The sequence below is a fragment of the Comamonas antarctica genome, assembly GCF_013363755.1.
GTDB lineage: Bacteria > Pseudomonadota > Gammaproteobacteria > Burkholderiales > Burkholderiaceae_C > Comamonas > Comamonas antarctica.
In genome coordinates this window covers 3,813,423-3,838,231 of sequence record NZ_CP054840.1, presented here as the reverse complement: position 1 = coordinate 3,838,231, position 24,809 = coordinate 3,813,423, and the positions used below count along the sequence as shown (strand labels likewise).

General features: G+C 66.7%; 14 protein-coding genes and 1 tRNA gene. 11 read left to right on the top strand and 4 right to left on the bottom strand.

The genetic code is table 11. The features are described 5' to 3' along the window. Positions 1-198 precede the first annotated feature (198 nt). The 9 genes from rpoB to HUK68_RS17725 all read left to right on the top strand — a co-directional run bounded on the left by rpoB (position 199) and on the right by HUK68_RS17725 (position 17,037). On the top strand, positions 199-4,311 hold the full coding sequence (gene rpoB, locus HUK68_RS17765) for a DNA-directed RNA polymerase subunit beta (RefSeq protein ID WP_175505388.1): 4,113 nt from the start codon (positions 199-201) through the stop codon (positions 4,309-4,311). A 21-nt stretch (positions 4,312-4,332) separates the two neighbouring features. Next, positions 4,333-8,559 (top strand): DNA-directed RNA polymerase subunit beta', encoded by a 4,227-nt coding sequence (rpoC, locus tag HUK68_RS17760; protein WP_175505387.1) that lies wholly within the window; start codon positions 4,333-4,335, stop codon positions 8,557-8,559. A 113-nt stretch (positions 8,560-8,672) separates the two neighbouring features. Continuing rightward, on the top strand, positions 8,673-9,242 hold the full coding sequence (locus tag HUK68_RS17755) for a LemA family protein (protein ID WP_175505386.1): 570 nt from the start codon (positions 8,673-8,675) through the stop codon (positions 9,240-9,242). Then, positions 9,239-10,621 (top strand): 16S rRNA (cytosine(967)-C(5))-methyltransferase RsmB, encoded by a 1,383-nt coding sequence (gene rsmB, locus HUK68_RS17750; protein ID WP_175505385.1) that lies wholly within the window; start codon positions 9,239-9,241, stop codon positions 10,619-10,621. The genes HUK68_RS17755 and rsmB overlap by 4 nt, the downstream gene beginning before the upstream one ends. Beyond that, positions 10,581-11,264 (top strand): DUF4390 domain-containing protein, encoded by a 684-nt coding sequence (locus HUK68_RS17745; RefSeq protein WP_434082447.1) that lies wholly within the window; start codon positions 10,581-10,583, stop codon positions 11,262-11,264. Before rsmB ends, HUK68_RS17745 begins: the two co-directional genes overlap by 41 nt. A gap of 14 nt (positions 11,265-11,278) precedes the next feature. Further along, positions 11,279-13,585: a sensor histidine kinase gene (locus HUK68_RS17740; RefSeq protein WP_175505890.1), complete on the top strand. Its 2,307-nt coding sequence runs from the start codon at positions 11,279-11,281 to the stop codon at positions 13,583-13,585. 14 nt (positions 13,586-13,599) lie between these two features. Continuing rightward, positions 13,600-14,289 carry a response regulator gene (locus HUK68_RS17735; protein WP_175505383.1) on the top strand — a complete coding sequence of 230 codons (690 nt, stop codon included), beginning with the start codon at positions 13,600-13,602 and terminating at the stop codon, positions 14,287-14,289. A gap of 71 nt (positions 14,290-14,360) precedes the next feature. Beyond that, a tRNA-Phe gene (locus HUK68_RS17730) sits at positions 14,361-14,436 on the top strand. Positions 14,437-14,565: 129 nt separating this feature from the next. Next, the gene (locus HUK68_RS17725; protein WP_175505382.1) at positions 14,566-17,037 is read left to right on the top strand and encodes a mechanosensitive ion channel family protein; all 2,472 of its coding nucleotides are present in this window, start codon (positions 14,566-14,568) and stop codon (positions 17,035-17,037) included. A 21-nt stretch (positions 17,038-17,058) separates the two neighbouring features. On the opposite strand, the gene HUK68_RS17720 is transcribed toward HUK68_RS17725, so the two are convergent. Next, positions 17,059-17,415, bottom strand: coding sequence for a response regulator (locus HUK68_RS17720; RefSeq protein WP_175505381.1), 357 nt, complete (start codon positions 17,413-17,415; stop codon positions 17,059-17,061). A 67-nt stretch (positions 17,416-17,482) separates the two neighbouring features. Between HUK68_RS17720 and HUK68_RS17715 the strand changes: the two genes are divergently transcribed. After that, positions 17,483-19,381, top strand: a complete 1,899-nt coding sequence (locus HUK68_RS17715) for a PAS domain-containing hybrid sensor histidine kinase/response regulator (protein ID WP_175505380.1) — start codon at positions 17,483-17,485, stop codon at positions 19,379-19,381. Between the two features lie 25 nt (positions 19,382-19,406). On the opposite strand, the gene HUK68_RS17710 is transcribed toward HUK68_RS17715, so the two are convergent. Continuing rightward, positions 19,407-20,420, bottom strand: a complete 1,014-nt coding sequence (locus HUK68_RS17710) for a tripartite tricarboxylate transporter substrate binding protein (protein WP_175505379.1) — start codon at positions 20,418-20,420, stop codon at positions 19,407-19,409. Positions 20,421-20,571: 151 nt separating this feature from the next. On the opposite strand from HUK68_RS17710, the gene HUK68_RS17705 reads away from it, so the two are divergent. After that, the gene (locus HUK68_RS17705) at positions 20,572-22,788 is read left to right on the top strand and encodes a rhodanese-like domain-containing protein (RefSeq protein WP_175505378.1); all 2,217 of its coding nucleotides are present in this window, start codon (positions 20,572-20,574) and stop codon (positions 22,786-22,788) included. A gap of 168 nt (positions 22,789-22,956) precedes the next feature. Here HUK68_RS17705 and metC read toward each other — a convergent pair whose 3' ends face one another. Next, the gene (gene metC, locus HUK68_RS17700) at positions 22,957-24,180 is read right to left on the bottom strand and encodes a cystathionine beta-lyase (RefSeq protein ID WP_175505377.1); all 1,224 of its coding nucleotides are present in this window, start codon (positions 24,178-24,180) and stop codon (positions 22,957-22,959) included. Next, positions 24,177-24,800 carry a cysteine dioxygenase family protein gene (locus tag HUK68_RS17695; protein ID WP_175505376.1) on the bottom strand — a complete coding sequence of 208 codons (624 nt, stop codon included), beginning with the start codon at positions 24,798-24,800 and terminating at the stop codon, positions 24,177-24,179. The genes metC and HUK68_RS17695 overlap by 4 nt, the downstream gene beginning before the upstream one ends. Between the last annotated feature and the right edge of the window lie 9 nt (positions 24,801-24,809).

The following is a 24,809-nucleotide window of genomic DNA, read 5'->3' as shown; positions in this document are numbered from 1 at the left end:
ACCAGAAAGCGGTCGTGCAAACGAGCGCTTTTTAGTGTCTTCTGACAACCCGACAGCAGAAGACGCCTTGGTTCGGGCGGTGTGCAAGGCACCGTCGTCAGCCATGGTTGGTAGTGGCCAACCGCCAAGCCCGCAGGGAGCTTTCCATGTGGGGCAGTCGTCGAAGACCCAGGACTCATGTCTTTGCCCGGAGATCTCATGGCCTATTCTTACACCGAACGCAAGCGGATTCGCAAAAGTTTCGGCAGCCGCGATAGCGTGCTCGAAGTGCCGTATCTGCTCCAGATGCAAAAGGACGCCTACACCGCGTTTTTGCAAGCAGATGCAGCCCCCAAAAAACGTACCCACGAAGGCCTGCAAGCAGCTTTCAATGCTGCGTTCCCCATCGTCTCGCACAACGGTTTTGTCGAGATGAAGTTTGTCGAGTACAACCTTGCCAAGCCCGCATTTGACGTGCGCGAATGCCAGACCCGTGGTCTGACCTTCGCCTCGGCCGTGCGCGCCAAGGTTCAGCTCATCATCTACGATCGCGAATCCTCGACCAGCCAGTCCAAGGTCGTCAAGGAAGTGAAGGAGCAGGAAGTCTACATGGGCGAAGTGCCCCTGATGACGGAAAAGGGCTCGTTCATCATCAACGGCACGGAACGTGTGATCGTTTCGCAGCTGCACCGCTCGCCTGGCGTGTTCTTCGAACACGACAAGGGCAAGACCCACAGCTCGGGCAAGCTGCTGTTCTCGGCACGCATCATCCCCTACCGCGGCTCCTGGCTCGACTTCGAGTTCGATCCCAAGGACATGCTGTACTTCCGCGTGGACCGTCGCCGCAAGATGCCCGTGACGATCCTGCTGAAGGCCATCGGCCTGACACCCGAGTCGATCCTGGCGAACTTCTTCGTCAACGACAATTTCCGCCTGATGGACAGCGGCGCGCAGATGGAGTTCGTCGCCGAGCGCCTGCGCGGCGAAGTCGCACGCTTCGACATCACCGACAAGTCGGGCAAGGTGGTCGTGGCCAAGGACAAGCGCGTCACCGCGCGCCACACGCGCGAACTCGAGCAGTCGGGCACGAAGTACATCAGCGTGCCTGAGGACTTCCTGATCGGCCGCGTCTGCGCACGCCACATCGTCGACCCCGACACCGGCGAGATCATTGCCAAGGCCAACGAAGAGCTGACCGAAGCGCTGCTGAAGAAGCTGCGCAGCGCCGGCGTGCAAGAGCTGCAGTGCATCTACACCAACGAACTCGACCAGGGCGCCTACATCTCGCAGACGCTGCGCATCGATGAGACGGTGGACGAATTCGCCGCGCGCGTGGCCATCTATCGCATGATGCGCCCCGGCGAGCCGCCAACGGAAGATGCCGTGCAGGCCCTGTTCCAGCGCCTGTTCTACAACCCCGATACGTACGATCTGTCGCGCGTCGGCCGCATGAAGTTCAACGCCAAGATCGGCCGCGACGGCGCGACCGGTCCGATGGTGCTGTCGAACGAAGACATCCTGGCCGTGGTCAAGATCCTCGTCGACCTGCGCAACGGCAATGGCGAAGTCGATGACATCGACCACCTGGGCAACCGCCGCGTGCGTTGCGTGGGCGAACTCGCCGAAAACCAGTACCGCACCGGTCTGGCACGTATCGAGAAGGCCGTGAAGGAACGTCTGGGTCAGGCCGAGCAAGAGCCGCTGATGCCGCACGACCTGATCAACAGCAAGCCGATCTCGGCCGCGCTGAAGGAGTTCTTCGGTGCGTCGCAGCTGTCGCAGTTCATGGACCAGACCAACCCGCTGGCCGAAATCACCCACAAGCGCCGTGTTTCGGCCCTTGGCCCGGGTGGTCTGACGCGCGAGCGTGCGGGCTTCGAAGTGCGCGACGTGCACGTGACCCACTACGGCCGCGTCTGCCCGATCGAAACGCCTGAAGGCCCGAACATCGGCCTGATCAACTCGCTGGCCCTGTATGCGCGCCTGAACGAGTACGGCTTCATCGAGACCCCGTACCGCCGCGTGGTGGACGGCAAGGTCACGGCCGAGATCGACTACCTGTCGGCCATCGAGGAAGGCAAGTACATCATTGCCCAGGCCAACGCCGAACTCGACGCCGAAGGCCGCCTGACGGGCGAGCTGATCTCGGCGCGCGAAAAGGGCGAATCGACGCTGATCTCCGCCGACCGCGTCCAGTACATGGATGTGTCGCCCGCGCAGATCGTGTCGGTGGCCGCTTCGCTGATTCCGTTCCTGGAACACGATGACGCGAACCGCGCCTTGATGGGTGCCAACATGTCGCGCCAGGCCGTGCCGGTGCTGCGTCCCGAGAAGCCCATGGTCGGTACCGGTATCGAGCGCGTTGCCGCGGTCGATTCGGGCACCGTGGTGACGGCAACCCGCGGCGGTATCGTGGATTACGTCGATGCAACCCGCATCGTGATCCGCGTGAACGACGCCGAAGCCGTGGCCGGTGAAGTCGGTGTGGACATCTACAACCTGATCAAGTACCAGCGTTCCAACCAGAACACCAACATCCATCAGCGTCCCGTGGTCAAGCGCGGCGACCTGCTGGCCAAGGGTGACGTGATTGCCGACGGCGCTTCGACCGACCTGGGCGAAATCGCCATCGGCCAGAACATGCTGATCGCGTTCATGCCCTGGAACGGCTACAACTTCGAGGATTCGATCCTGATCAGCGAGCGCGTGGTGGCCGAAGACCGCTACACCTCGATCCATATCGAAGAACTCGTGGTGATGGCCCGCGACACCAAGCTCGGTGCCGAGGAAATCACGCGCGACATCCCGAACCTGTCGGAACAGCAGCTCAACCGCCTCGACGAGTCGGGCATCATCTACGTCGGCGCCGAAGTCCAGCCGGGCGACACGCTGGTCGGCAAGGTCACGCCCAAGGGCGAGACCACGCTGACGCCGGAAGAGAAGCTGCTGCGCGCGATCTTCGGCGAGAAGGCTTCTGACGTGAAGGACACCTCGCTGCGCGTCGACCAGGGCAGCTCGGGTACCGTCATCGACGTGCAGGTCTTCACGCGTGAAGGCATCCAGCGCGACAAGCGCGCCCAGCAGATCATCGACGATGAACTCAAGCGCTTCCGCCTGGACCTGAACGACCAGCTGCGCATCGTCGAAGCCGACGCGTTCGACCGTATCGAGAAGCTGCTGATCGGCCGCGTGGCCAACGGCGGCCCGCAGAAGCTGGCCAAGGGCGCCAAGCTCGACAAGGCCTATCTGGACGGCGTCGAGAAGTTCCACTGGTTCGACATCCGCCCCGCGGAAGACGAAGTCGCGGCACAGCTCGAGTCGATCAAGAACTCGCTGGAGCAGACGCGCCACAGCTTCGACCTGGCTTTCGAGGAAAAGCGCAAGAAGCTCACGCAAGGCGACGAGCTGCCCGCGGGCGTGCTGAAGATGGTCAAGGTCTACCTGGCCGTCAAGCGCCGCCTGCAGCCTGGCGACAAGATGGCCGGCCGTCACGGCAACAAGGGTGTGGTCTCGAAGATCACGCCCGTGGAAGACATGCCTTTCATGGCCGACGGCACCACCGCCGACATCGTACTGAACCCGCTGGGCGTGCCTTCGCGCATGAACATCGGCCAGGTGCTCGAAGTCCATCTGGGCTGGGCCGGCAAGGGTATCGGCCAGCGCATCGGCGACATGCTGCAAGCCGAAGCCAAGGCCTCGGAAATGCGTGAATTCCTGGAGCAGGTCTACAACTCGCGCGGCCGCCAGGAAGACCTGGCCCAGCTGAGCGACACGGAAGTCCTGGCCATGGCGGAGAACCTGAAGACCGGCGTGCCGTATGCAACGCCGGTGTTCGACGGCGCTTCCGAAAAGGAAATCCAGGACATGCTGGCACTGGCGTACCCGCCGGAAATCGCCGCGCGCAAGGGCCTGACGGAAAGCCTGACCCAGGCCTACCTGTTCGACGGCCGCAGCGGCGAGCGTTTCGAGCGTCCGACGACCATTGGCTACATGCACTACCTGAAGCTGCATCACCTGGTCGACGACAAGATGCACGCGCGTTCCACCGGTCCCTACTCGCTGGTGACGCAGCAGCCTCTGGGCGGTAAAGCCCAGTTCGGCGGCCAGCGTTTCGGTGAAATGGAAGTGTGGGCGCTCGAAGCGTACGGCGCCGCCTATGTGCTGCAGGAAATGCTGACCGTGAAGTCCGATGACGTGGTGGGCCGTACCAAGGTGTACGAATCCATCGTCAAGGGCGAACACTCCATCGAAGCCGGCATGCCCGAATCGTTCAACGTGCTGGTCAAGGAAATCCGTTCGCTGGGCCTGGACATCGAGCTGGAACGCTCCTAAGCCGAAAAGGAAAGAGTCACTATGAAATCGCTGCTCGACCTATTCAAGCAATTCACGCCGGATGAGCATTTCGATGCCATCCGCATCGGCATGGCTTCGCCCGAGAAGATCCGTTCGTGGTCTTTCGGCGAAGTGAAGAAGCCCGAGACCATCAACTACCGCACGTTCAAGCCCGAACGCGACGGCCTGTTCTGCGCCAAGATTTTTGGTCCCATCAAGGACTACGAATGCCTGTGCGGCAAGTACAAGCGCCTGAAGCACCGCGGCGTGATCTGCGAGAAGTGCGGCGTTGAAGTCACGCAGACCAAGGTGCGTCGCGAGCGCATGGGTCACATCGACCTGGCCGCGCCCTGCGCCCACATCTGGTTCCTGAAGTCGCTGCCGTCGCGTCTGGGCCTGGTGCTCGACATGACGCTGCGCGACATCGAACGCGTGCTGTACTTCGAAGCCTACGTGGTGACCGACCCCGGCATGACCCCGCTGAAGAAGTTCGGCATCATGTCCGAGGACGACTACGACGCCAAGCGCAAGGAATACGGCGACGAGTTCATCGCCAAGATGGGCGCCGAAGGCATCAAGGACCTGCTGGAGTCGATCGACATCGAGATCGAGATCGACAAGCTGCGCAACGATCTGACGGGTTCCGAAGTCAAGATCAAGAAGAACGCCAAGCGCCTGAAGCTGCTCGAGGCCTTCAAGAAGTCGGGCATCAAGCCCGGCTGGATGGTGCTCGAAGTGCTGCCCGTGCTGCCTCCGGACCTGCGTCCGCTGGTGCCGCTGGACGGCGGCCGCTTCGCGACCTCCGACCTGAACGACCTGTACCGCCGCGTCATCAACCGCAACAGCCGCCTGCGCCGTCTGCTGGAACTGAAGGCACCGGAAATCATCGCGCGCAATGAAAAGCGCATGCTGCAGGAAGCCGTCGACAGCCTGCTGGACAACGGCCGCCGTGGCAAGGCCATGACGGGCGCGAACAAGCGCGCGCTGAAGTCGCTGGCCGACATGATCAAGGGCAAGAGCGGTCGTTTCCGCCAGAACCTGCTGGGCAAGCGCGTGGACTACTCCGGTCGCTCCGTGATCACCGTGGGCCCATACCTCAAGCTGCACCAGTGCGGCCTGCCCAAGCTGATGGCGCTGGAGCTGTTCAAGCCCTTCATCTTCTCGCGTCTCGAAGCCATGGGCATCGCGACGACGATCAAGGCGGCGAAGAAGGAAGTCGAATCCGGCACCCCCGTGGTCTGGGACATCCTGGAAGAGGTCATCAAGGAACACCCGGTGATGCTCAACCGTGCGCCTACGCTGCACCGTTTGGGTATCCAGGCCTTCGAGCCCATCCTGATCGAAGGCAAGGCCATCCAGCTGCACCCCCTCGTCTGCGCGGCGTTCAACGCCGACTTCGACGGTGACCAGATGGCTGTCCACGTGCCGCTGTCGGTGGAAGCGCAGATGGAAGCCCGCACGCTGATGCTGGCCTCCAACAACGTGCTGTTCCCGGCTTCGGGCGAACCGTCGATCGTGCCGTCGCAAGACGTGGTGCTGGGCCTGTACCACGCCACCCGCGAGCGCATCAACGGCAAGGGCGAAGGCATGGTCTTCGCCGACATCGGTGAGGTGCAGCGCGCGCTCGACGCCGACCAGGTCGAACTGGCGGCGAAGATCAACGTGCGCCTGACGGAATGGACCAAGAACAAGGCGACGGGCGAATTCGAGCCCGAAACCAAGCTCGTGGAAACCACCGTCGGCCGTGCGCTGCTGTCGGAAATCCTGCCCAAGGGCCTGCCGTTCAGCAACATGAACAAGGCGTTGAAGAAGAAGGAAATCTCCAAGCTCATCAACACCTCGTTCCGCAAGTGCGGCCTGAAGGCAACCGTCGTGTTTGCCGACAAGCTGCTGCAAAACGGTTTCCGCCTGTCGACGCACGCCGGCATCTCGATCGCCATCGGCGACATGCTGGTGCCGCCGCAAAAGGCCGAGATCATCGGCCGTGCCGAAGCCGAAGTGAAGGAAATCCAGCAGCAGTACGTCTCGGGTCTGGTGACCTCGGGCGAACGCTACAACAAGGTGGTGGACATCTGGGGCAAGGCCGGTGACGAAGTCTCCAAGGTCATGATGGCCCAGCTGGCCAAGGAAAAGGTCATCGACCGCCACGGCAACGAAGTCGATCAGGAATCGTTCAACGCGATTTACATGATGGCCGACTCCGGCGCCCGCGGCTCCGCGGCCCAGATCCGCCAGCTCGCCGGTATGCGTGGCCTGATGGCCAAGCCGGACGGCTCGATCATCGAGACGCCCATTACCGCGAACTTCCGCGAAGGCCTGAACGTGTTGCAGTACTTCATCTCCACCCACGGTGCCCGCAAGGGTCTCGCGGATACGGCGCTGAAAACGGCCAACTCGGGTTACCTGACGCGTCGCCTGGTCGACGTGACGCAGGATCTGGTCGTGACCGAGCAGGATTGCGGCACCACCAATGGCACGCTGATGCGCGCCATCGTCGAAGGCGGTGAAGTCATCGAATCGCTGCGCGACCGCGTGCTGGGCCGTACCACGGCCGAGGACGTGCTGAGCCCCGAGACGCGCGCCGTCGTGGTGCCCGCGGGCACGCTGCTCGAGGAAGACACGATCGAAGGCATGGAAGCTGCCGGCGTGGACGAAGTGAAGGTGCGCACGGCCCTGACCTGCGAAACCCGCTACGGCCTGTGCGCCTGCTGCTACGGCCGCGACCTGGGCCGCGGCGGCCAGATCAACCTCGGCGAAGCCGTGGGTGTGATTGCCGCCCAGTCCATCGGCGAACCCGGCACGCAGCTGACCATGCGTACGTTCCACATCGGTGGCGCGGCTTCGCGTGCGGCGATTGCCTCGAGCGTCGAAGCCAAGTCCAACGGCTTGATCGGTTTCAACCCGACCATGCGCTATGTGACCAACACCCGTGGCGAGCTGGTGGTGATTTCGCGTTCCGGCGAAATCATCATCCAGGACGAGCACGGCCGCGAGCGCGAGCGCCACAAGGTGCCGTACGGTGCGATCCTGACCATCAAGGCCGACCAGACCATCAAGGCTGGCACGATCCTGGCGAACTGGGATCCGCTGACCCGACCGATCATTACCGAGTACGCCGGTAGCGTGAAGTTCGAGAACGTCGAAGAAGGCCTGACGGTTGCCAAGCAGCTCGACGAAGTGACCGGTCTGTCCACGCTGGTGGTGATCGATCCGAAGCGCCGCGGCTCGACCAAGGTGGTTCGTCCCCAGGTCAAGCTGATCGACGCGAGCAACCAGGAAGTCAAGATCCCCGGCACCGACCATTCGGTGACGATCGGCTTCCAGGTGGGCGCGCTGATCCAGGTGCGCGACGGCCAGGAAGTGGGCCCCGGCGAAGTGCTGGCCCGTATTCCGGTCGAAGGCCAGAAGACGCGCGACATTACCGGTGGTCTGCCCCGCGTTGCCGAGCTGTTCGAAGCCCGTACGCCGAAGGACAAGGGCACGCTGGCAGAAATGACCGGCACGGTGTCGTTCGGCAAGGAAACCAAGGGCAAGGTCCGCCTGCAGATCACCGATCTCGAAGGCAAGGTCTCCGAAGAGCTGGTGCCGAAGGAGCGCAACATCCTGGTGCACGAAGGCCAGGTGGTGAACAAGGGCGAACTGATCGTCGACGGCCCGGCCGATCCGCAGGACATCCTGCGCCTGCTGGGTATCGAGGAACTGTCGCGCTACATCGTGGACGAAGTCCAGGACGTGTACCGCTTGCAGGGCGTGAAGATCAACGACAAGCACATTGAAGTGATCGTGCGCCAGATGCTGCGCCGCGTCGTGGTCGAGAACCCCGGTGAGTCGACCTACATCGCCGGCGAACAGGTCGAGCGCTCGGAGATCCTCAACACCAACGAAACGCTGCTGGCCGAAGGCAAGATCCCGGCAACGTACTCGAACGTGCTGCTGGGTATCACCAAGGCGTCGCTGTCGACCGATTCGTTCATCTCCGCGGCTTCCTTCCAGGAAACCACGCGCGTGCTGACCGAAGCGGCGATCATGGGCAAGCGCGACGAGCTGCGCGGCCTGAAGGAAAACGTCATCGTCGGCCGCCTGATTCCCGCAGGTACCGGCCTGGCCTACCATCAGGCACGCAAGGCCAAGGATGCGATGGACGACGCCGAGCGCCGCGCCATTGCCGAAGCCGAAGCCGCCGAGCTGGCCGGCATCATCGAAGAAGGCGCCGACACGGTGTCCGTCAACGATTCTTCCGCCGATTAAGTCTCTGACTTAAGCTGAGCCGCGCCCCCGTTCCGCAGCTGCTGGACGGGGGCGTTTTCATTGGTTTTTCACGAACCGGGGCGCGATGAAGACAAGCGTTCCGGTCCCTGTGCATGTGGTCTATCTCCCTGGACTGGATCGTCCTGGCGGTGCTGGTTTTCTGGGCCGTCGGTGCCTACAACCGGATAATGCGGCTGCGCACGGCCTGTGTGCAGGCCTTTGGCGCGCTCGACAGCTATCTGCTGCAGGCCCAGGGGCTGCTGGGCGAATGGGCCGCGGCCCAGGCCGGGCAGGCCGATCTCGCCGGCGCGCACCGGCTCGCGCATGCGGCCTGGCAGCAGAGCCTGGCGGCGCTGGGTGCGGCATTGGCCGGCGCGCGTGCGCGGCCGCTGCACGCGCAGACGATGCAGGGGCTTGAAAGTGCCCACGCCGCACAGTACGTGGCCTGGCAAGCCCTGAAGAACCTGCCGGGCGCACCTGAGGACCCGGCATGGCGCCTGCGCTGGCAGCAGCAGCAGGCACAGACCGGACTGGCCGCCGACCAGTTCAACACCGCAGTGGCGCAATACAACGCGGCCATTGCCCAATTCCCGGCGCGCGTGCTGGCGTGGTTCTTTGGATTCCGCGCAGCACGCCCGCTTCAACCGGCCCTTGGGGCCCAGCCAGCAGACACCGCCGCATGAGCCGAATCTTTCCTCCTTCTTCCCTCGAACCGGCAGCTGCCGCAGGAGGCGGCGCGCCCGCGCTGTCGCAGCAGCTGGCCGAAGTGGCGCAGGCGCTGCAGGCCATCCTGGCGGGCCAGTCGGGCACGCAGGCGCTGGCCGCCGTGCCGCAACGCCTGCGCCCCGGCGTGCAGGCACTGCTGTTCCAGGTGCTGCGCCAACTGGGCCGCGCCCAGGCGCTGCGCGCCGAACTCGCGCCGCGCACGCCGCCGCCGCGCGTGAACGCGCTGCTGTGCACGGCGCTGGCGCTGGCCTGGGACGAGGCCCAGGCGCCGTATCCGCCGTTCACGCTGGTGAACCAGGCCGTGGAGGCCGCCAAGCGCGGTCCGGCCCAGCGCCAGGCGGCCTTCATCAACGCCTGCCTGCGCCGTTTCCTGCGCGAGCGCGATGCGCTGGTGCACAAGACCAATGCCCAGCCGCAGGCGCTGTGGAACCATCCGCAGTGGTGGATCGACCGGCTCAAGCAGGACCATCCCGACCACTGGCAGCAGATCCTCGAAGCCAACAACCGGCATGCGCCCATGACGCTGCGCGTCAACCGGCTGCAGGGCACGGTGGCGCAATACCAGGAATTGCTTTCGGCGCAGCAGATGGATGCCAAGCCGGTGGTGGACAGCGGCCTGGAGCTCGCGCAGCCGCAGCCGGTGCAGGCCCTGCCCGGGTTTGCGCAGGGCCGGGTGTCGGTGCAGGATGCGGCCGCGCAGATGGCCGCGCCCTTGCTGCTGCAGGGACTGGACCTGGCGCAGCCGCTGCGCGTGCTCGATGCCTGCGCCGCGCCGGGCGGCAAGACCGCGCATCTGCTGGAGTACGCGGGCGCCGGCGCGCCGCTGCAGGTCACGGCGCTGGAGATCGATGCGCAGCGCAGCCAGCGCATCCACGACACATTGGCGCGCGTGGGCGTCAAAGCCCAGGTGCTCGTGGCCGATGCCTCGCGTCCCGAGCTGTGGTGGCAGCAGGCCAGCGGCGGCGCGCAGTTCGACGCGATCTTGCTCGATGCGCCCTGCACGGCCTCGGGTATCGTGCGCCGCCACCCGGACGTGCGCTGGCTGCGCCGCGGCAGCGATGTGGACCAGTTGGCAGCGATCCAGTCGCGCCTGCTCGACACGCTGTGGCCGCTGCTGCGCAGCGGCGCGCGCATGCTGTACTGCACCTGCTCGGTGTTCAAGGCCGAGGGCGACCTGCAGGTGAAAGCGTTTCTTGCACGCAACACTCAAGCGCGGCTATTGCCCTCACCCGGGCATTTAATTCCAGGCAATGGCGCGCAAAACGCGGCTGTCCTGGACAATCATCCGGGTGACCATGATGGATTCTTCTACGCCCTGCTGGAAAAACTCCCCTGAGCGCACGCGGCATGCGCGCGTGCGGACCCTGCGCTGGCAGCATTGGCTGATGGCCTGCGTGCTGTGTCTCGCGGGCTGGAGCCTGCAAAGCCCGGCCTGGGCGCAGGGCAGCGCGGCCATCACCCAGATGCAGGTCGAGCGCACGCCCGAAGGCATGCTGCTGAGCGCGGCGCTCGCGTTTGAATTGCCCGAGCATGTCGAAGATGCGCTGCTCAAGGGCATCACCATGCATTTCGTGCTGCAGGCGCAGGTGCTGCGCGAGCGCTGGTACTGGTCCGATGCCGAGATGGCGCATTCGACCCGCTATATGCGCCTGAGCTACCAGCCGCTGACCCGGCGCTGGCGGCTGCACATCTCGTCCACCCCGCTCACGGGAACGGGATCGGGTTCGGGCCTGGGGCTGGCACTGTCCCAGACCTATGACGATCTGGCCGAGGCGCTCAACGCCATGCAGCGCATCTCGCGCTGGAAGATTGCCGATGGCGCGCAGGTGCCCGAGGACATGCCGGTCACGGTGCAGCTGCGCTTCGGCCTCGACCTGTCGCAGCTGCCGCGGCCGCTGCAGATCGGTGCGTTCGGCCGCTCGGGCTGGAGCCTGCAGATGACGCAAAGCCTGCGCCTCGCGGGCGGAGGCCAGCCTTGAACGCAGGCGCGGCGATGCCGGCTTCGCGTTGGTCGCGCACGGCGCGCTGGGCCGTGGGCGTGGGCGTGGCGCTGATGTGCGCGATCGGCCTGGTGCTGATGTTCCTGCTGGCGCTGGCCACCAATAACCGCGAGGCCTACGAACGCAACTACAACTGGCTGTTCACGATGAACGTGCTGGTCGCGGCCGTGCTGCTGGGCCTGCTGCTCTGGGGCGGAGTGCGGCTGGCGCTGCGCCTGCGGCGCGGGCGCTTCGGCAGCCGACTGCTGCTCAAGCTGGCAGGCATCTTTGCGCTGGTCGGCGTGGTGCCCGGGCTGCTGATCTATGTCGTGTCCTACCAGTTCGTCTCGCGCTCCATCGAGAGCTGGTTCGATGTCAAGGTCGAAGGCGCTCTGTCCGCGGGGGTGAGCCTGGCGAGCGTCACGCTCGAGACCGTGGCCAACGACATGGCGCACAACACGCGCACGGCGAGCGAGTCGCTGTCCCAGGTGCCGAATGCGGCCGCGGGTTTCGAACTCGAACGCATACGCGAGCAGCTCGGTGCCGTCGATGTGGTGCTGTGGAACGACTCGGACAAGGTGCTGGCCAGCGCCGGGCCGTCCAAGTTCGATCTGTTGCTGCCCGAGCGGCCCAGCGCCCAGCAAAAGCGCGCGCTGCGCGAGCAGTCGGCATCGGCGCGCATCGAGGGGCTGGATGACATGTCGGGCATCGACGATCCCGAGGTCCTGGCGCGCATGCTGGACGCGGTGCGTGTGCGCACGCTGGCGCTGGTGCCCAATCCTGCCGTGGGACTGCTGGCCGAGCGGCGCTATGTGCAGGCCACGCTGAAGCTGCCGGTGGCGCTGCTGGCCAATGCCATGGCGGTGCAGGAAGCCCACCGCGAATACCAGGAACGCGCGCTGGCGCGCGAAGGCCTGCAGCGCATGTACATCGGCACGCTGACGCTGACGCTGTTTTTCGCGGTGTTCGGTGCCGTGCTGCTGGCCGTGGTGCTGGGCAACCAACTGGCGCGGCCGCTGCTGATGCTGGCCCAGGGCGTGCGCGAAGTCGCGCGTGGCGACCTGCGGCCCAAGGCCTCGCTGCCCAGCGCCGACGAGCTCAGCGGACTCACGCGCGCGTTTGCGCTGATGACACGGCAGCTGGCCGAAGCCAACTACGCGGTGGGCCAGAGCATGGCCGATCTCGACTCGGCGCGCGCCAACCTGCAGACGATTCTCGACAACCTGACCTCGGGCGTGATCGTGCTCGATGCGGACGGACATGTGGTGTCCAGCAACCCGGGCGCCACGCGCATCCTGCGCGTGCCCATGGCCGCCTACCAGGGCCGGCTGCTGCAGGACGTGCCGGGCCTGCAGGAATTCGCGCAGATGGTGCGCGAGCAGTTTGCGCAGTTCCTCGGCGAGCGCGGCGCGTCGCTGGGCCGCGACCGCTGGCAGCAGGTGCATGAGCTGCACAGCGCGGCCGGCGGCGGCGTGGTGCATGACAGCACCAGCCTGGTGGTGCGCGGCGCGGAGCTGCCCGACACCCAGCACCTGCTGGTGTTCGACGATATCTCCGAGATCGTCTCGGCCCAGCGTGCGCAGGCCTGGGGCGAGGTCGCGCGGCGCGTGGCCCACGAGATCAAGAATCCGCTGACGCCGATCCAGCTGTCGGCCGAGCGCCTCGCCATGAAGCTCACGGACAAGCTCGCTCCCACCGATCAGGCCCTGCTCAACAAATCGGTAAAGACCATCGTCGAGCAGGTGGGCGCGATGAAGCATCTGGTGGACGAATTCCGCGACTACGCGCGCCTGCCCGCGGCCCAGCTGATGCCGCTGGACCTGAACGGCCTGCTGGCCGATGTGATGCATCTCTACGGCGAGGAGAACGCCGCGGTGCGCGTGACCCTGCACCTCGATGCGAACTGCCCGTGGATTGCCGGAGATGCACAGCAACTGCGGCAGATCGTCCATAACCTGTTGCAAAATGCGCAGGACGCGACCGAACAGGCCGCGGCCGAAAGCGGCACGGCGCCCGGCTCGGTGGAACTGGCCACGCAGTGGAACGCACTCACCGGACGCGTGCAACTGATCATCAGCGATAGCGGGACAGGATTTCCCGCCAATATCCTGCAAAGGGCCTTCGAGCCCTATGTCACAACCAAGGCACGCGGCACCGGTCTCGGGCTTGCCGTGGTCAAGAAAATCGCAGATGAGCATTCGGCCCGCATCAACTTGAGCAACCGGGTAGAAAACGGGATAGTGCGGGGAGCACAAGTGTCGCTATCATTTGCCCCTGTAAACAAGGTCCTCGCAGAGGGCGCCGCTCAGCGCAGTACATAGGCGTTTCAATACACATGGCAAACATACTGGTGGTCGACGACGAATTGGGGATTCGGGATTTGTTGTCGGAGATCCTCAATGACGAGGGACATAGTGTCGATCTGGCCGAGAACGCAACCCAGGCGCGTGCGGCGCGGTTGTCCGGCAGCTATGACCTGGTTCTGCTGGACATCTGGATGCCCGACACCGATGGCGTGTCGCTGCTCAAGGAATGGTCTGCGGCAGGCCAGTTGACCATGCCGGTGATCATGATGAGCGGCCATGCCACCATCGATACCGCCGTCGAGTCCACCCGCATCGGCGCGTTCTCCTTTCTGGAAAAGCCGATCACGCTGCAGAAGCTGCTCAAGGCGGTCGAGCAGGGCCTGGCACGCAGCAGCGCGCAGGCCGCTGCGGCGCCCGGGCACGCACCTGCCGACAGCAGCAGCGCCGCGGCACCGGCCGAATCCACGCACCACCATGCACTGTCTTCGGCCGTGCGCGTGGCCAGCGATGCCGGCCCTGAACAGCACCAGGGCTTCGACCTCGACCGCCCGCTGCGCGAGGCGCGTGACGGTTTCGAGAAAGCCTACTTCGAATTTCACCTGGCCCGCGAAGGCGGCTCGATGACGCGCGTCGCCGAAAAGACCGGCCTGGAGCGCACCCATCTGTACCGCAAGCTGCGCCAGCTGGGCGTCGATCTGGGCCGCAACAAACGCGGTTGAAAGAAATTTTGAAAAAAATAGCGATTTTCAAATTCGGGTCAAAAAACGCCCCTATAATTTGAGCTTCAGCAGGCCCGGTAGCTCAGTCGGTAGAGCAGAGGATTGAAAATCCTTGTGTCGGCGGTTCGATTCCGTCCCAGGCCACCAAACACGAAGCCCCAGATCAGCAATGGTCTGGGGCTTTTGCTGTTGGCGGCGTGGCGCACGGCGCTGCGCCTTGCGGCGGTGCCCGAAAGGGGCTTGCCAAAACGGCGCGATTGCTCCGACCATAGCGGCATGCAAGGTCTTGCGCTTTCCTTTTTCGCGTGGGTCTGGTGCGCCGGTCTCGCCCTGGCGTGTGGGCTGGGCCATGCCGAGCCGGCCAAGGCGCCCGCAGCGGTGCCCATCAACGCGGTGCAGCCGATTGCGCTGGCGGACATCCTGGCGCGCGCCGAGGAGGACCAGCAGCGCGTCGATCGCGTCAAGCGCCTGCTGGCTGCTCCCGATCCGGTGGTGCCCCTGCAGGCGGCGCTGGGCAAAATCGCGGCGCCCGTCGATGCCAAGCTGCACAACGCCACGGGAGCGGCCTTGCGCGGGCTGCCAGTCATGCGCCTGGAGAGCCTCGCGCGGCATTGGCAATTCGACATCCGCCGCCATGAACGCTGGCAGGCCGAGGCACATCGCAGCTTCGCGCCCTACGAGGACAGTGCGCTGGACCTGGCGCAGCGCCGTGCCGCATGGTCGGCGACGCGCGCCCAGGGATTGCTCGATGGCCTGCCGTCAGTGCTGGCCGGGCGCGTGGACGCGATGCTGGGCGGCATCGACGCCGCCGAAGCCGGCCTGGGCGCGGCGCTGTCGCGCCAGTTCGCGCTCATGCAGCGCGCCAGCGCGCTCAAGGCGCGCATCGATGCCGGGAACAACGAGGTGGCGTCCACCATCGCCGAGATCGACGCGGGGCTCTGGCATGAGGAGGCGCCGGCGCTGTGGGAGGGTCTGGAGCAGCATGGCAGCGGAAGCCAGTCGCCGCAGCGCCAGCTCGACCTCGGCCTGGATATCGAGCGCCAGTTCGCGATCGATTACAACGCCGCCAACACCGGCAACCAGCGCGCGCTGCACGCCGTGCAGCTGTTGCTGCTGCCGGCGATCATCTGGCTGGTCATGCGCAGCCGGCACAACCGGCCGGTGGGGGATGCCAAGGAAACCACGTCACCGGCCGCGGCACTGGCATTGCGCCGACCGGTATCGGCCTGGCTGCTGTTGTCGCTGCTGGCGGTGCTTGCCCTGGAGGCCGATGCGCCGCTGCTGGTGCAGGAATTCGTGTTGCTGCTGGCGCTGGTGCCGGCGCTGCGCCTGCTGCCGCCGGGCACGCTGCGCGCGCTGGGCGCCTGGCCTTACGTCGCCGTCGCGCTGTATGTGCTCGATCGCGCGGGGGTGGCCGTGCCGGTGGACAAGGGCTGGTACCGGCTGTTCCTGCTGGTGCTCAATATCCTGGCATTGGTGCTCACGCTCTGGCTGCTCAAGCGTACCGCGGGCGCGCAGGCGCCGGCCCCGGGCCACAGCCAGCGGCTCAGGACGTCAGTGCGCAGCGTGGCCTGGGGCGTACTGGCTTTGCTGGTGGTGGCTGCCATCGCCAATGTCGTCGGCAATGTGTCGCTGGCCGAGACGCTGACCAGCGGCGTCATTGACAGCGGCTACATGGCGCTGCTGCTCTATGCCGGCGTGAATGCCTGCCTGGGCCTGCTGCAGGCCTTGTTCGACCAGCCCGAGCTGGTGGATCGCCGGCTGGTGCGCGCGCATGGTGCGCTGATACAGACGGCCTGCACGCGGGTGCTGCTGCTGGCGGCGGGCATCGGCTGGCTGCTCTACACCATGAACCGGTTCCGCGTCCTGCGCCCGCTGCACAGCATGGGCGCGAAGGTGCTGGGATTCGGCATCGAGGCCGGCGAGGTGTCCATCCACCTGGGCGACCTGCTCACGTTCGCGTTCTCCGCCTGGCTCGCGCTGTGGGCCGCGCGTGCCGTGCGCCGGCTCTTGCGCGACGAACTCACGGGCCATGCCGGCCTGCCGCGCGGCGTGGGCAACAGCATCTCGTCGCTGAGCTACTACGGCGTGCTGCTGCTGGGGTTGCTGATCGCACTGTCGGCCGCAGGCTTCAAGGTGAGCCAGCTGACGCTGGTGTTCGGCGCGCTGGGCGTGGGTATCGGTTTCGGGCTGCAGAACGTCGTCAACAACTTCGTTTCAGGCCTGGTGCTGATGTTCGAGCGGCCCATACAGCCGGGCGATGTGGTGGACGTGGCGGGCGTTTCGGGCACGGTGCGCGAGATCAGCCTGCGCGCCACCGTGATCCGCACCTTCGATGGCGCGGATGTGGTGGTGCCGAACGGGCAGCTGCTGTCCGGCAATCTCGCGAACTGGACCATGTACGACCGCAGCCAGCGCGTGCAGGTGCCGGTGGACGTGGCCTACGGCTCGGATCCGGCGCAGGTCATTGCCTTGCTGCAGGCGGCGGCCTGCGCGACACCGGGCGCGGCCGAGAATCCCGCGCCGGTGGTGCTGATGACGAACTATGGCGACAGCGGGTTGAAATTCGTGGTGCGGGTCTGGGCCCGCGACCAGGCCAACGCGGAAACGCTGCGCAGCGAATTGCTGGCGCGCCTGCTCAAGGCGCTCGAGACCGCCGGAATCGCCATTGCCCACAAGCAGCTCGATATCAGCCTGCACCCGATGGCGCAAACGCCGGCGCCGCCGGCGCGTGACGCGAAGGCCTGAGGCGGCGCGAGCCGCCCGGCTTCAATCGGGGAACAGCTTCTGGATCTGCTCCAGCGTCACGGGCTTCTGGAAGTAATGGTCGACGGTGACGAAGGTGGCCTTGACGCGCGGATCGTCGGCGGGCGAGCCGGTGATGGCGACCAGGATGACGTCGTCGCCGAACTGCTCGCGAAAGCGGCGCGCGAGTTCAAGACCGTCCATGCCGGCCATGCTGATGTCGAGCATGACGCAATGCGGCGGTTCATGCTGCGCTTGCTCCAGAGCCTCTTCGCCGCCATAGAATGGCCGGGCGCGGTGGCCCAGCAGCTCCAGCAGCGTCGCAAGGGAATCCGCTGCATCCTTCGAGTCATCAACGACGTAGACTGTCAACTGGTCCACAATATTCCTTACACGTACTTGCCGTCCATTGTGCCCGTGGACGGCCGAAAAAGCACACGACGATCTCATGGCGCATCAAAAAAAAGCCGATGAATTCAACGCCGACCGCTTCCGGTTGCTGGTGGAGGCAGTGCAAGACTACGGCATTTTCATGCTTGACGAAAACGGTATCGTCATGTCCTGGAATGCGGGCGCGGCGCGGCTCAAGGGTTATACCGCCGAGGAAATCATAGGGCGGCACTTCTCGATCTTCTATCCCGAACCCGCAAAGCAGAAGATGTGGCCCGACCATGAGCTGCAGCTGGCCACGGAGCACGGCACCTACGAGGAAGAAGGCTGGCGCGTGCGCAAGGATGGCAGCATGTTCTGGGCCAACGTGGTCATCACCGCGCTGCGCGACCCGCAGGGCCAGCTGACCGGTTTCGGCAAGGTCACACGCGACCTGACCGAGCGGCGCCTGCAGGAGGAGGCGCTGCGCCAGAGCGAGGAGCGCTTTCGGCTGCTGATCGAGGGCGTGCGCGACTATGCGATCTACATGCTCGACCCGATGGGCCGGATCCAGAGCTGGAACAGCGGCGCCGAACTCATCAAGGGCTACAAGGCGGCGGAGGTGCTGGGCCGGCACTACAGCATGTTCTTTCGCAGCGAGGATGTGGCGCAGGGCCTGCCGGGACAGGAGCTGCGCGACTGCCTGCAGCGCGGGCGCACCGAGGAAGAGGGCTGGCGCGTGCGCAAGGACGGCTCGACCTTCTGGGCCAATATCGTCATGGTGCCGATGTGGAGCGCCGACGGCTCCCACCTGGGCTTTGCCAAGGTCACGCGCGACATGACCGAAAGCCGGCGCCTGAGCCATCTCGAACACTCGTCGCGGCAGATGAACGAGTTCATCGCGATGCTGGCGCACGAGTTGCGCAATCCGCTCGCGCCGATCCGCAATGCGGTGTCGATCCTGCAGCTCGAGCAGGCGCCGAGCACGACGGTGCGCACCAGCCGCGACATGATCGACCGCCAGCTGTCGCATCTGACGCGCCTGGTCGACGACCTGCTCGATGCGGGCCGGCTGACCAGCGGCAAGATCCGCATCAAGCCGGAACTGATTTCCTTCAACCGCGTGGTGTCGCGCGCCATCGAGGCCACGCGGCCCGCGATGGATGCGCGCTCGCACCAGTTCAAGCTCGACGTGCCGGCCGAGGACCTGTGGGTGAATGCCGACGAGACGCGGCTGGCGCAGGTGCTGCAGAACCTGCTGAGCAACGCCACCAAGTTCACGCCCGTGGGCGGCGTGATCACGCTGTCGGCGCGCGTCGAGGCCGGGCGGCTGCATGTCGATGTCGCGGACAACGGCGAAGGCATTTCACCGCTGGCGCTGGAGAGCATCTTCGAGCTGTTCTCGCAGGGCGACGGGCTGGCGGCATCGCGCCAGTCGGGGCTGGGCATCGGCCTGTCGCTGGCGCGCTCGCTGGTGGAAATGCATGGCGGCTCGATCTCGGCCAAAAGCCCGGGCACCGGCCGGGGCAGCGTGTTCAGCTTCGAGCTGCCGGGCGCGGTGCTCAAGACCGGGGGAGGCGATGATGCGAATTCCGACGCCGGCGCGACCCTCGCGGTGCGCATGCTGGTGGTCGACGACAACCGCGATGCCGCGGACAGCCTCGCGGAAATCCTGCGCCTGCTCGGCTACCGCGTGAGCACCGCGTATGACGGACGCACGGCGCTGGAATCGGCGCTGCGGGAAAAGCCGCGCGCGGTGTTTCTCGATATCGGCATGCCCGACATGGATGGCCCGGCCGTGCTGCGCGCCTTGCGCGCGCTGCCCGGCGGCAGCAGCATCTATGCCGCGGCCGTGACCGGGTATGGCAGCGAAGACGAGCGCACCCACCGTCCGGATTTCGCCGGCTTCGACGCCCGGCTGCTCAAGCCCGTGGCGCTCGAGGACCTGCAGAAGCTGCTGGCCGCGGCGAAATTGTGATGCCGCGCGCGGCGCAGGAGCGGGGTCAGCGGATGGTCAGGCCCGCAGTCTTGATCGCCTGCGCGTAGCGCGGCTGCTCGGTCTGCAGGCTCCTGGCGAGATCGGCCGACGAGCCGCCCGCGACCTTGAAGCCCTGGGCCTCGAGCTGGGCGCGCACCTCGGGCAACTGCAGCACCTGGTTGATGTCGCGGTTGATCTTCTGCACGATGGCCGGCGGCGTGCCGGCCGGCGCGAAATAGCCCTGCCAGCTCTCGACCGAATAGCCCGGCAGCTTGGCGGCTTCGGCCACGGTGGGCACGTTCGGCAGTGCGGGCGAACGGTAGCTGGTGGTCACGGCCAGCGCGCGCAGCTTGCCGGCGCGCACGTATTCGGTCACCGCGGCCAGCGTGATCAGCGTCGCATTCGCATGCCCGGCAATCACATCGACCGAGGCCGGGCCGCCGCCAGGGTAGGGAATGTAGTTGACCTTGGCACCGGTCTCCTGGGCCAGGATCTCGTGCGCGACATGGGCGATGCCGCCATTGCCGGGCAGCGCCAGGCTGATGCTTTCGGGCTGGGCCTTGGCGCGCGCCAGGTAGTCGCCCAGCGTGTTCAGGCCCGTGCCCGGGTTCACCACCAGCACCTGGGGGTTGACCACGGCCTTGACCACGGGCGCAAAGCTGCGCGCGGTGTCGTAGGGCAGGTCGCGGAACAGGATGCTGTTGAGCATCAGGCCCTCGCCCTGCTGCAGCAGCGTGTAGCCGTCGGGCGCTGCCTTGGCAACCTTGCCGGCGCCGATGGTGCCGCTGGCGCCGGCGACGTTCTCGACGATCACGGTCTGGCCCCAGAGCTGGGACAGGCGCTCGCCCAGCGTGCGCGTGAGCTTGTCGGCGCTGCCGCCCGGCGCCACCGGCACGATGATGCGCACGGGCTTGCTGGGGAAGGTGGCCGCGGTGTCGGGCGCGGCCTGCAGCGCGGAGGCATGCAGCGCGGCGCCGCCGGCGGCGGTCAGTGCGATTGCCGACGCCAGGGTGCGCAGGAAGAAACGTTTGGTGGTCATATGGCGGCTCGGCAGGAAAGAAAGGATGTGCCGAATCTAGGGACCGCGGCGCGCCGCGTGAACGAAGCTTTTCAGCTAACGATCTGCGCTTTTCTTCGTTGGCCCGGGCCGCGCGGGTGCGTAACGTGGGGGCAATTTCCCGGAGACCCCCATGACCCAGACCCATGTTTCCCTCGACTTCAGCGGCAGCGACATCGCCAGCCGGCGCAGCGCTGCCGTGGCGGATTTCGTGGCCCAGGCGCGCCGCCTGCTGCCCGACCCCGAGCGCGCCACGCCCGAACAACTGCGCGCCGTGGCCACGCTGCTCGAGCGCCTGGGCACGCAGCGCGAGCTGTTCGCGTCCGAGCACTTTCCGGTGTCGGCGCAGAACCCGGCGCAGGTATACCGCCTGAGCGAGGATGCGGGCGGGCGCTATGCGCTGTATCTGTCGGCGGGCCTGCCGGGCAAGTCGCAGCCGCCGCATGACCACACCACCTGGGCCATCATTGCCGGCATTTCCGGCAACGAACGCAATGTGTTCTTCCGCCGCGACAAGACCCAGGATGCCGCGCGCGACACGCTCACGGCCGAGCGCAGCGTCGATGTGACTTCGGGCGTGTCCGTGGTGCTGTCGCCCACCGACGTGCACACCATCGAGCTGATCGGCGACGAGCCCGGGCTGCACCTGCATTTCTACGGCCTGGGCATCGACCGCCTGCCGGGCCGCGTGGTGTTCGAGAGCCCCGAAGGCGGCAGCTTCCGCACCTTCGGCCCGCCGCGCTCGATCCGCCACCCGCTGGTCTCGCCCCAGGCGCTCAAGGCCGCGCTGTTCGATGGCGAGGAGATTGCCGTGCTCGACGTGCGCGAGACCGGCGTGTTCGCGCACCGCCACCTGCTGTTTGCGGCCTCGGCGCCGCTGTGGCGCCTGGAGCTGCTGATCGACCGCCTGGTGCCGCGCCGCGGCACGCGCATCGTGCTGGTCGATGCCGACGAGTCGCTGTCGCACCAGGCCGCGGCCAAGCTCGCGCGCCTGGGCTGGCGCAATGTGTCGGTGCTCGCAGGCGGCACCGACGGCTGGGCCGCCGCGGGCTTCGAGATCTTCAGCGGCACGAATGTGCCGAGCAAGGCCTTCGGCGAAGTCATCGAGCACGAGAAGCACACGCCCTGGATCACCTCCGACGAGCTGCAGGAGCGCGTCGAGCGCGGCGACAACATCGTGGTCGTGGACAGCCGCACGCCCGAGGAATTCGCGGCCTTCAGCCTGCCGTTCGCGCACAGCCTGCCGGGCGCCGAACTGGTGTACCGCATCGGCGAGATCGCGCCCGATCCCGAAACGTTTGTGGTGGTGAACTGCGCGGGCCGCACGCGCAGCATCGTCGGCGCGCAGACGCTGATCGATGCCGGCATTCCGAACCGCGTGGCGTCGCTGCGCAACGGCACGATGGACTGGCTGCTCACGGGCCGCACGCTGGCGCATGGCCGTGGCGCGGCCCTGCCCGAGCCCGCGCCCGAGACGCTGGACAAGGCGCGCGCGCGTGCGGCCGCGGTGGCGCAGCGCGCCGGCGTGCAGCGCATCGGCGCGGCGGATCTCGCGCGCTTCGAGTCCGAGGCGCAGGAGCGCACGCTCTACCGCTTCGACGTACGCACCGAGCAGGAATACGAAGCCGGCCATCTGCCGGGCTGGCGCTGGGCGCCGGGCGGCCAGCTGGTGCAGGCCACCGATGAATACGCGGCGGCGCGCGGGGCGCGCATCGTGCTGGCCGACTGGGACGGCGTGCGCGCGCTGACCACGGGCGCCTGGCTGGCGCAGCTCGGCGGCTACGAGGTGTACCTGTTCACGCCGCCCGCGCTGGCCACGCTGGAGACCGGGGCCGAACCGGTGCGCGTGCTGGCGCTGCATGCGCCCGCGGCGCTGGTGTCGCCGCAGCAGGCGCAGGCGCTGCTGCAGGCCGGCAAGGCCGCGGTGTTTGACATCGACCGCCGCGCGGCGTTCGAGAAACAGCACATCGCGGGCGCGCGCTTCGCGGTGCCGGACCGCCTCGAGGCTTTCGTGGCGGAGCTGCCCGAAGCGCAGGCCGTGCTGCTGCATTCGCCCGATGGCGTGCTGGCGCGCAGCGTCGCGGCCGAGCTCGCGGCGCGCACCGGGCGCGACGTGCGTGCGATCGCGGGCGGCACGCCGGCCTGGGTGGCGGCCGGGCTGCCGGTGGCGCAGGGCGCCGAAGGCGTGCTGACCGGTGACGACGACCACTGGTACAGCCCCTATGCCCACCATGACCTGCGGCTGCGCAACGCCGGCTTCCAGCAGTACCTGGATTGGGAGCTGGGCCTGGTGGCGCAGCTCGAGCGCGAAGGAACGACGGGAATCCAGTTGCTGCCCGTGGCTGGTTGATGGGGGAACGCGGCGGCCAGGGGGTGGACGCCGCGACATGGCAGACAACAACGGCGCCGTTTGGCGCCGTTGTTGTTTTCGGTTTTTGGGAGCTACTGGACGGTGGGCGTTCACCCTTCGGCGGCCGCGTCGAACCATGAACGGCCCGTTCTCATGAACAAGCCTTTTTCACGCCTCCGCCAGTTCCTGCTGCTGCCCCACCCGCGCAAACGCCTGCTGCAGATCCGCAATCAGATCCTGCGGATCCTCCAGCCCGATGTGCAGGCGCACGACGGGCTGGGTGCCGCTCCAGAAGCTGTGCTCGCGCACGCGCTCGGGGGCCGCGACCAGGGCCAGGCTTTCGTAGCCGCCCCAGGAGGCACCGATGCCGAAGAACGTCAGCGCGTCGACAAAGGCCTCGGCAATGCGCGCATCGACGCCGTCCTCGAATGCAAACGACACCAGGCCGCTCGCGCCGCTGAAGTCGCGCTGCCACAGCGCATGGCCCGGGTCGGAAGGCAGCGCGGGATAGAACACGCGGCTGACCTGGGGCTGCGCCAGCAGCCACTGGGCGACCTGCGTCGCATGGCGCTGGTGCTGGGCCAGGCGCACCGGCAGCGTGCGCACGCCGCGCAGCGCGAGATAGGCGTCGTCGGCGCCCACCGTGAGGCCCAGCGCTTCGTAGGCCAGCGCAATCTTCGCGGACAGCGCCGCGGAATCGGTGACCACGATGCCCTGCATCACATCCGAGTGGCCGGAGATGTATTTGGTCGCGGCATGGATGGAGATGTTGGCGCCCAGTGCCAGCGGCTGGTAGAACCAGCCGCCGCTCCAGGTGTTGTCGGTGGCCACGGGAATGCCGTGCGCGCGCGCAATGGCGCTGAGCGCGGGCAGGTCGAGCACCTCGTAGAGCAGCGAGCTGGGCGATTCCAGGTAGATCAGCCGGGTATTCGGCCGGATCTTCGCCGCGAGATCGTCCTGCGAGGGCGAGAAGTATTCCAGCGTGATGCCCAGGCGCTGCAGCAGCGTGTCGTCGACGCGGCGCACCGGCGAGTAGACGCTGTCGGCCACCAGCGCATGGTCGCCGGGCGACAGCAGCGCCACCAGCACCAGTGTGATCGCCGACAGGCCCGAGGGCGTGAGAAACGCGCGGTGCCCGCCTTCGAGCGCGGTCACGGCATCTTCGAGCGCGCGGTGGGTGTCGAGGCCATGCCGGCCGTAGGTGGCCAGGCGTTCGCCCGCGCTGCGGCGGTGGTGGTGCTCGGCATACGCAGCGCTGTTCTCGAAGCGCACGGTGCTGGTGCGCACCACCGGCACGTTGACGGGTCCCGAGCCGCCGCGCAGCGCGGGTGCGCCCGCATGCAGCAGCCGGGTGGCGCGGCCGGTGCGCGCGGAGGAATCGTGCGGGCTCATGCGGCCACCTTGCTGGGTTCGAAGTGCGCGCGGTTGTAGTTCGTGACCGCGCCCGTGACCGGGTCTATGCCTATGCGTCCAGTGAGGCGCTCGAGCGGCTTGCCATAGAGATGGAAATGCAGCGTCGGCGATTCGCCCACCACATGGATGCTGTGCACGTCGTCGGGCAGGAACGCGATCGACGCGCCGGGCTCCACGGTGAACTCGCGCGCGAGCCGGATCTGTGCCTGCGCCGGGTTGCTGCCGTCATCGGTGCGGTCGTAGAGGCGGTTCAGTTCCTGGCCTTCGACGGCCACGATCACGGCCCAGGTGGTGTGGTTGTGCGGCTGCGTGGTCTTGCCCGGCAGGATGGAGTTCAGGTACAGCGCCAGGCCCTCGTCGCCATCGGCGGCGTTGAGGCGGTAGCGCGTCGACGCGCCCACGCCCTGGCCCGCTTCGGGCGGCGGAAAGTCGGCGCGCGTGAACAGCGCTTTGTGCGCGGCCAGTGCTTCGAGGCGCGCGGTGATGGCGGCCAGCGCGGCGCGGTCGGGGTCGCCGCCGGCCAGCAGCTGGCGCACATCGGCAAGGGCGGCGGCAACGGCCGCGCGGCGCTGTTCGGACAGGGAAGTATCGGTGCTCATGGGGGCCTT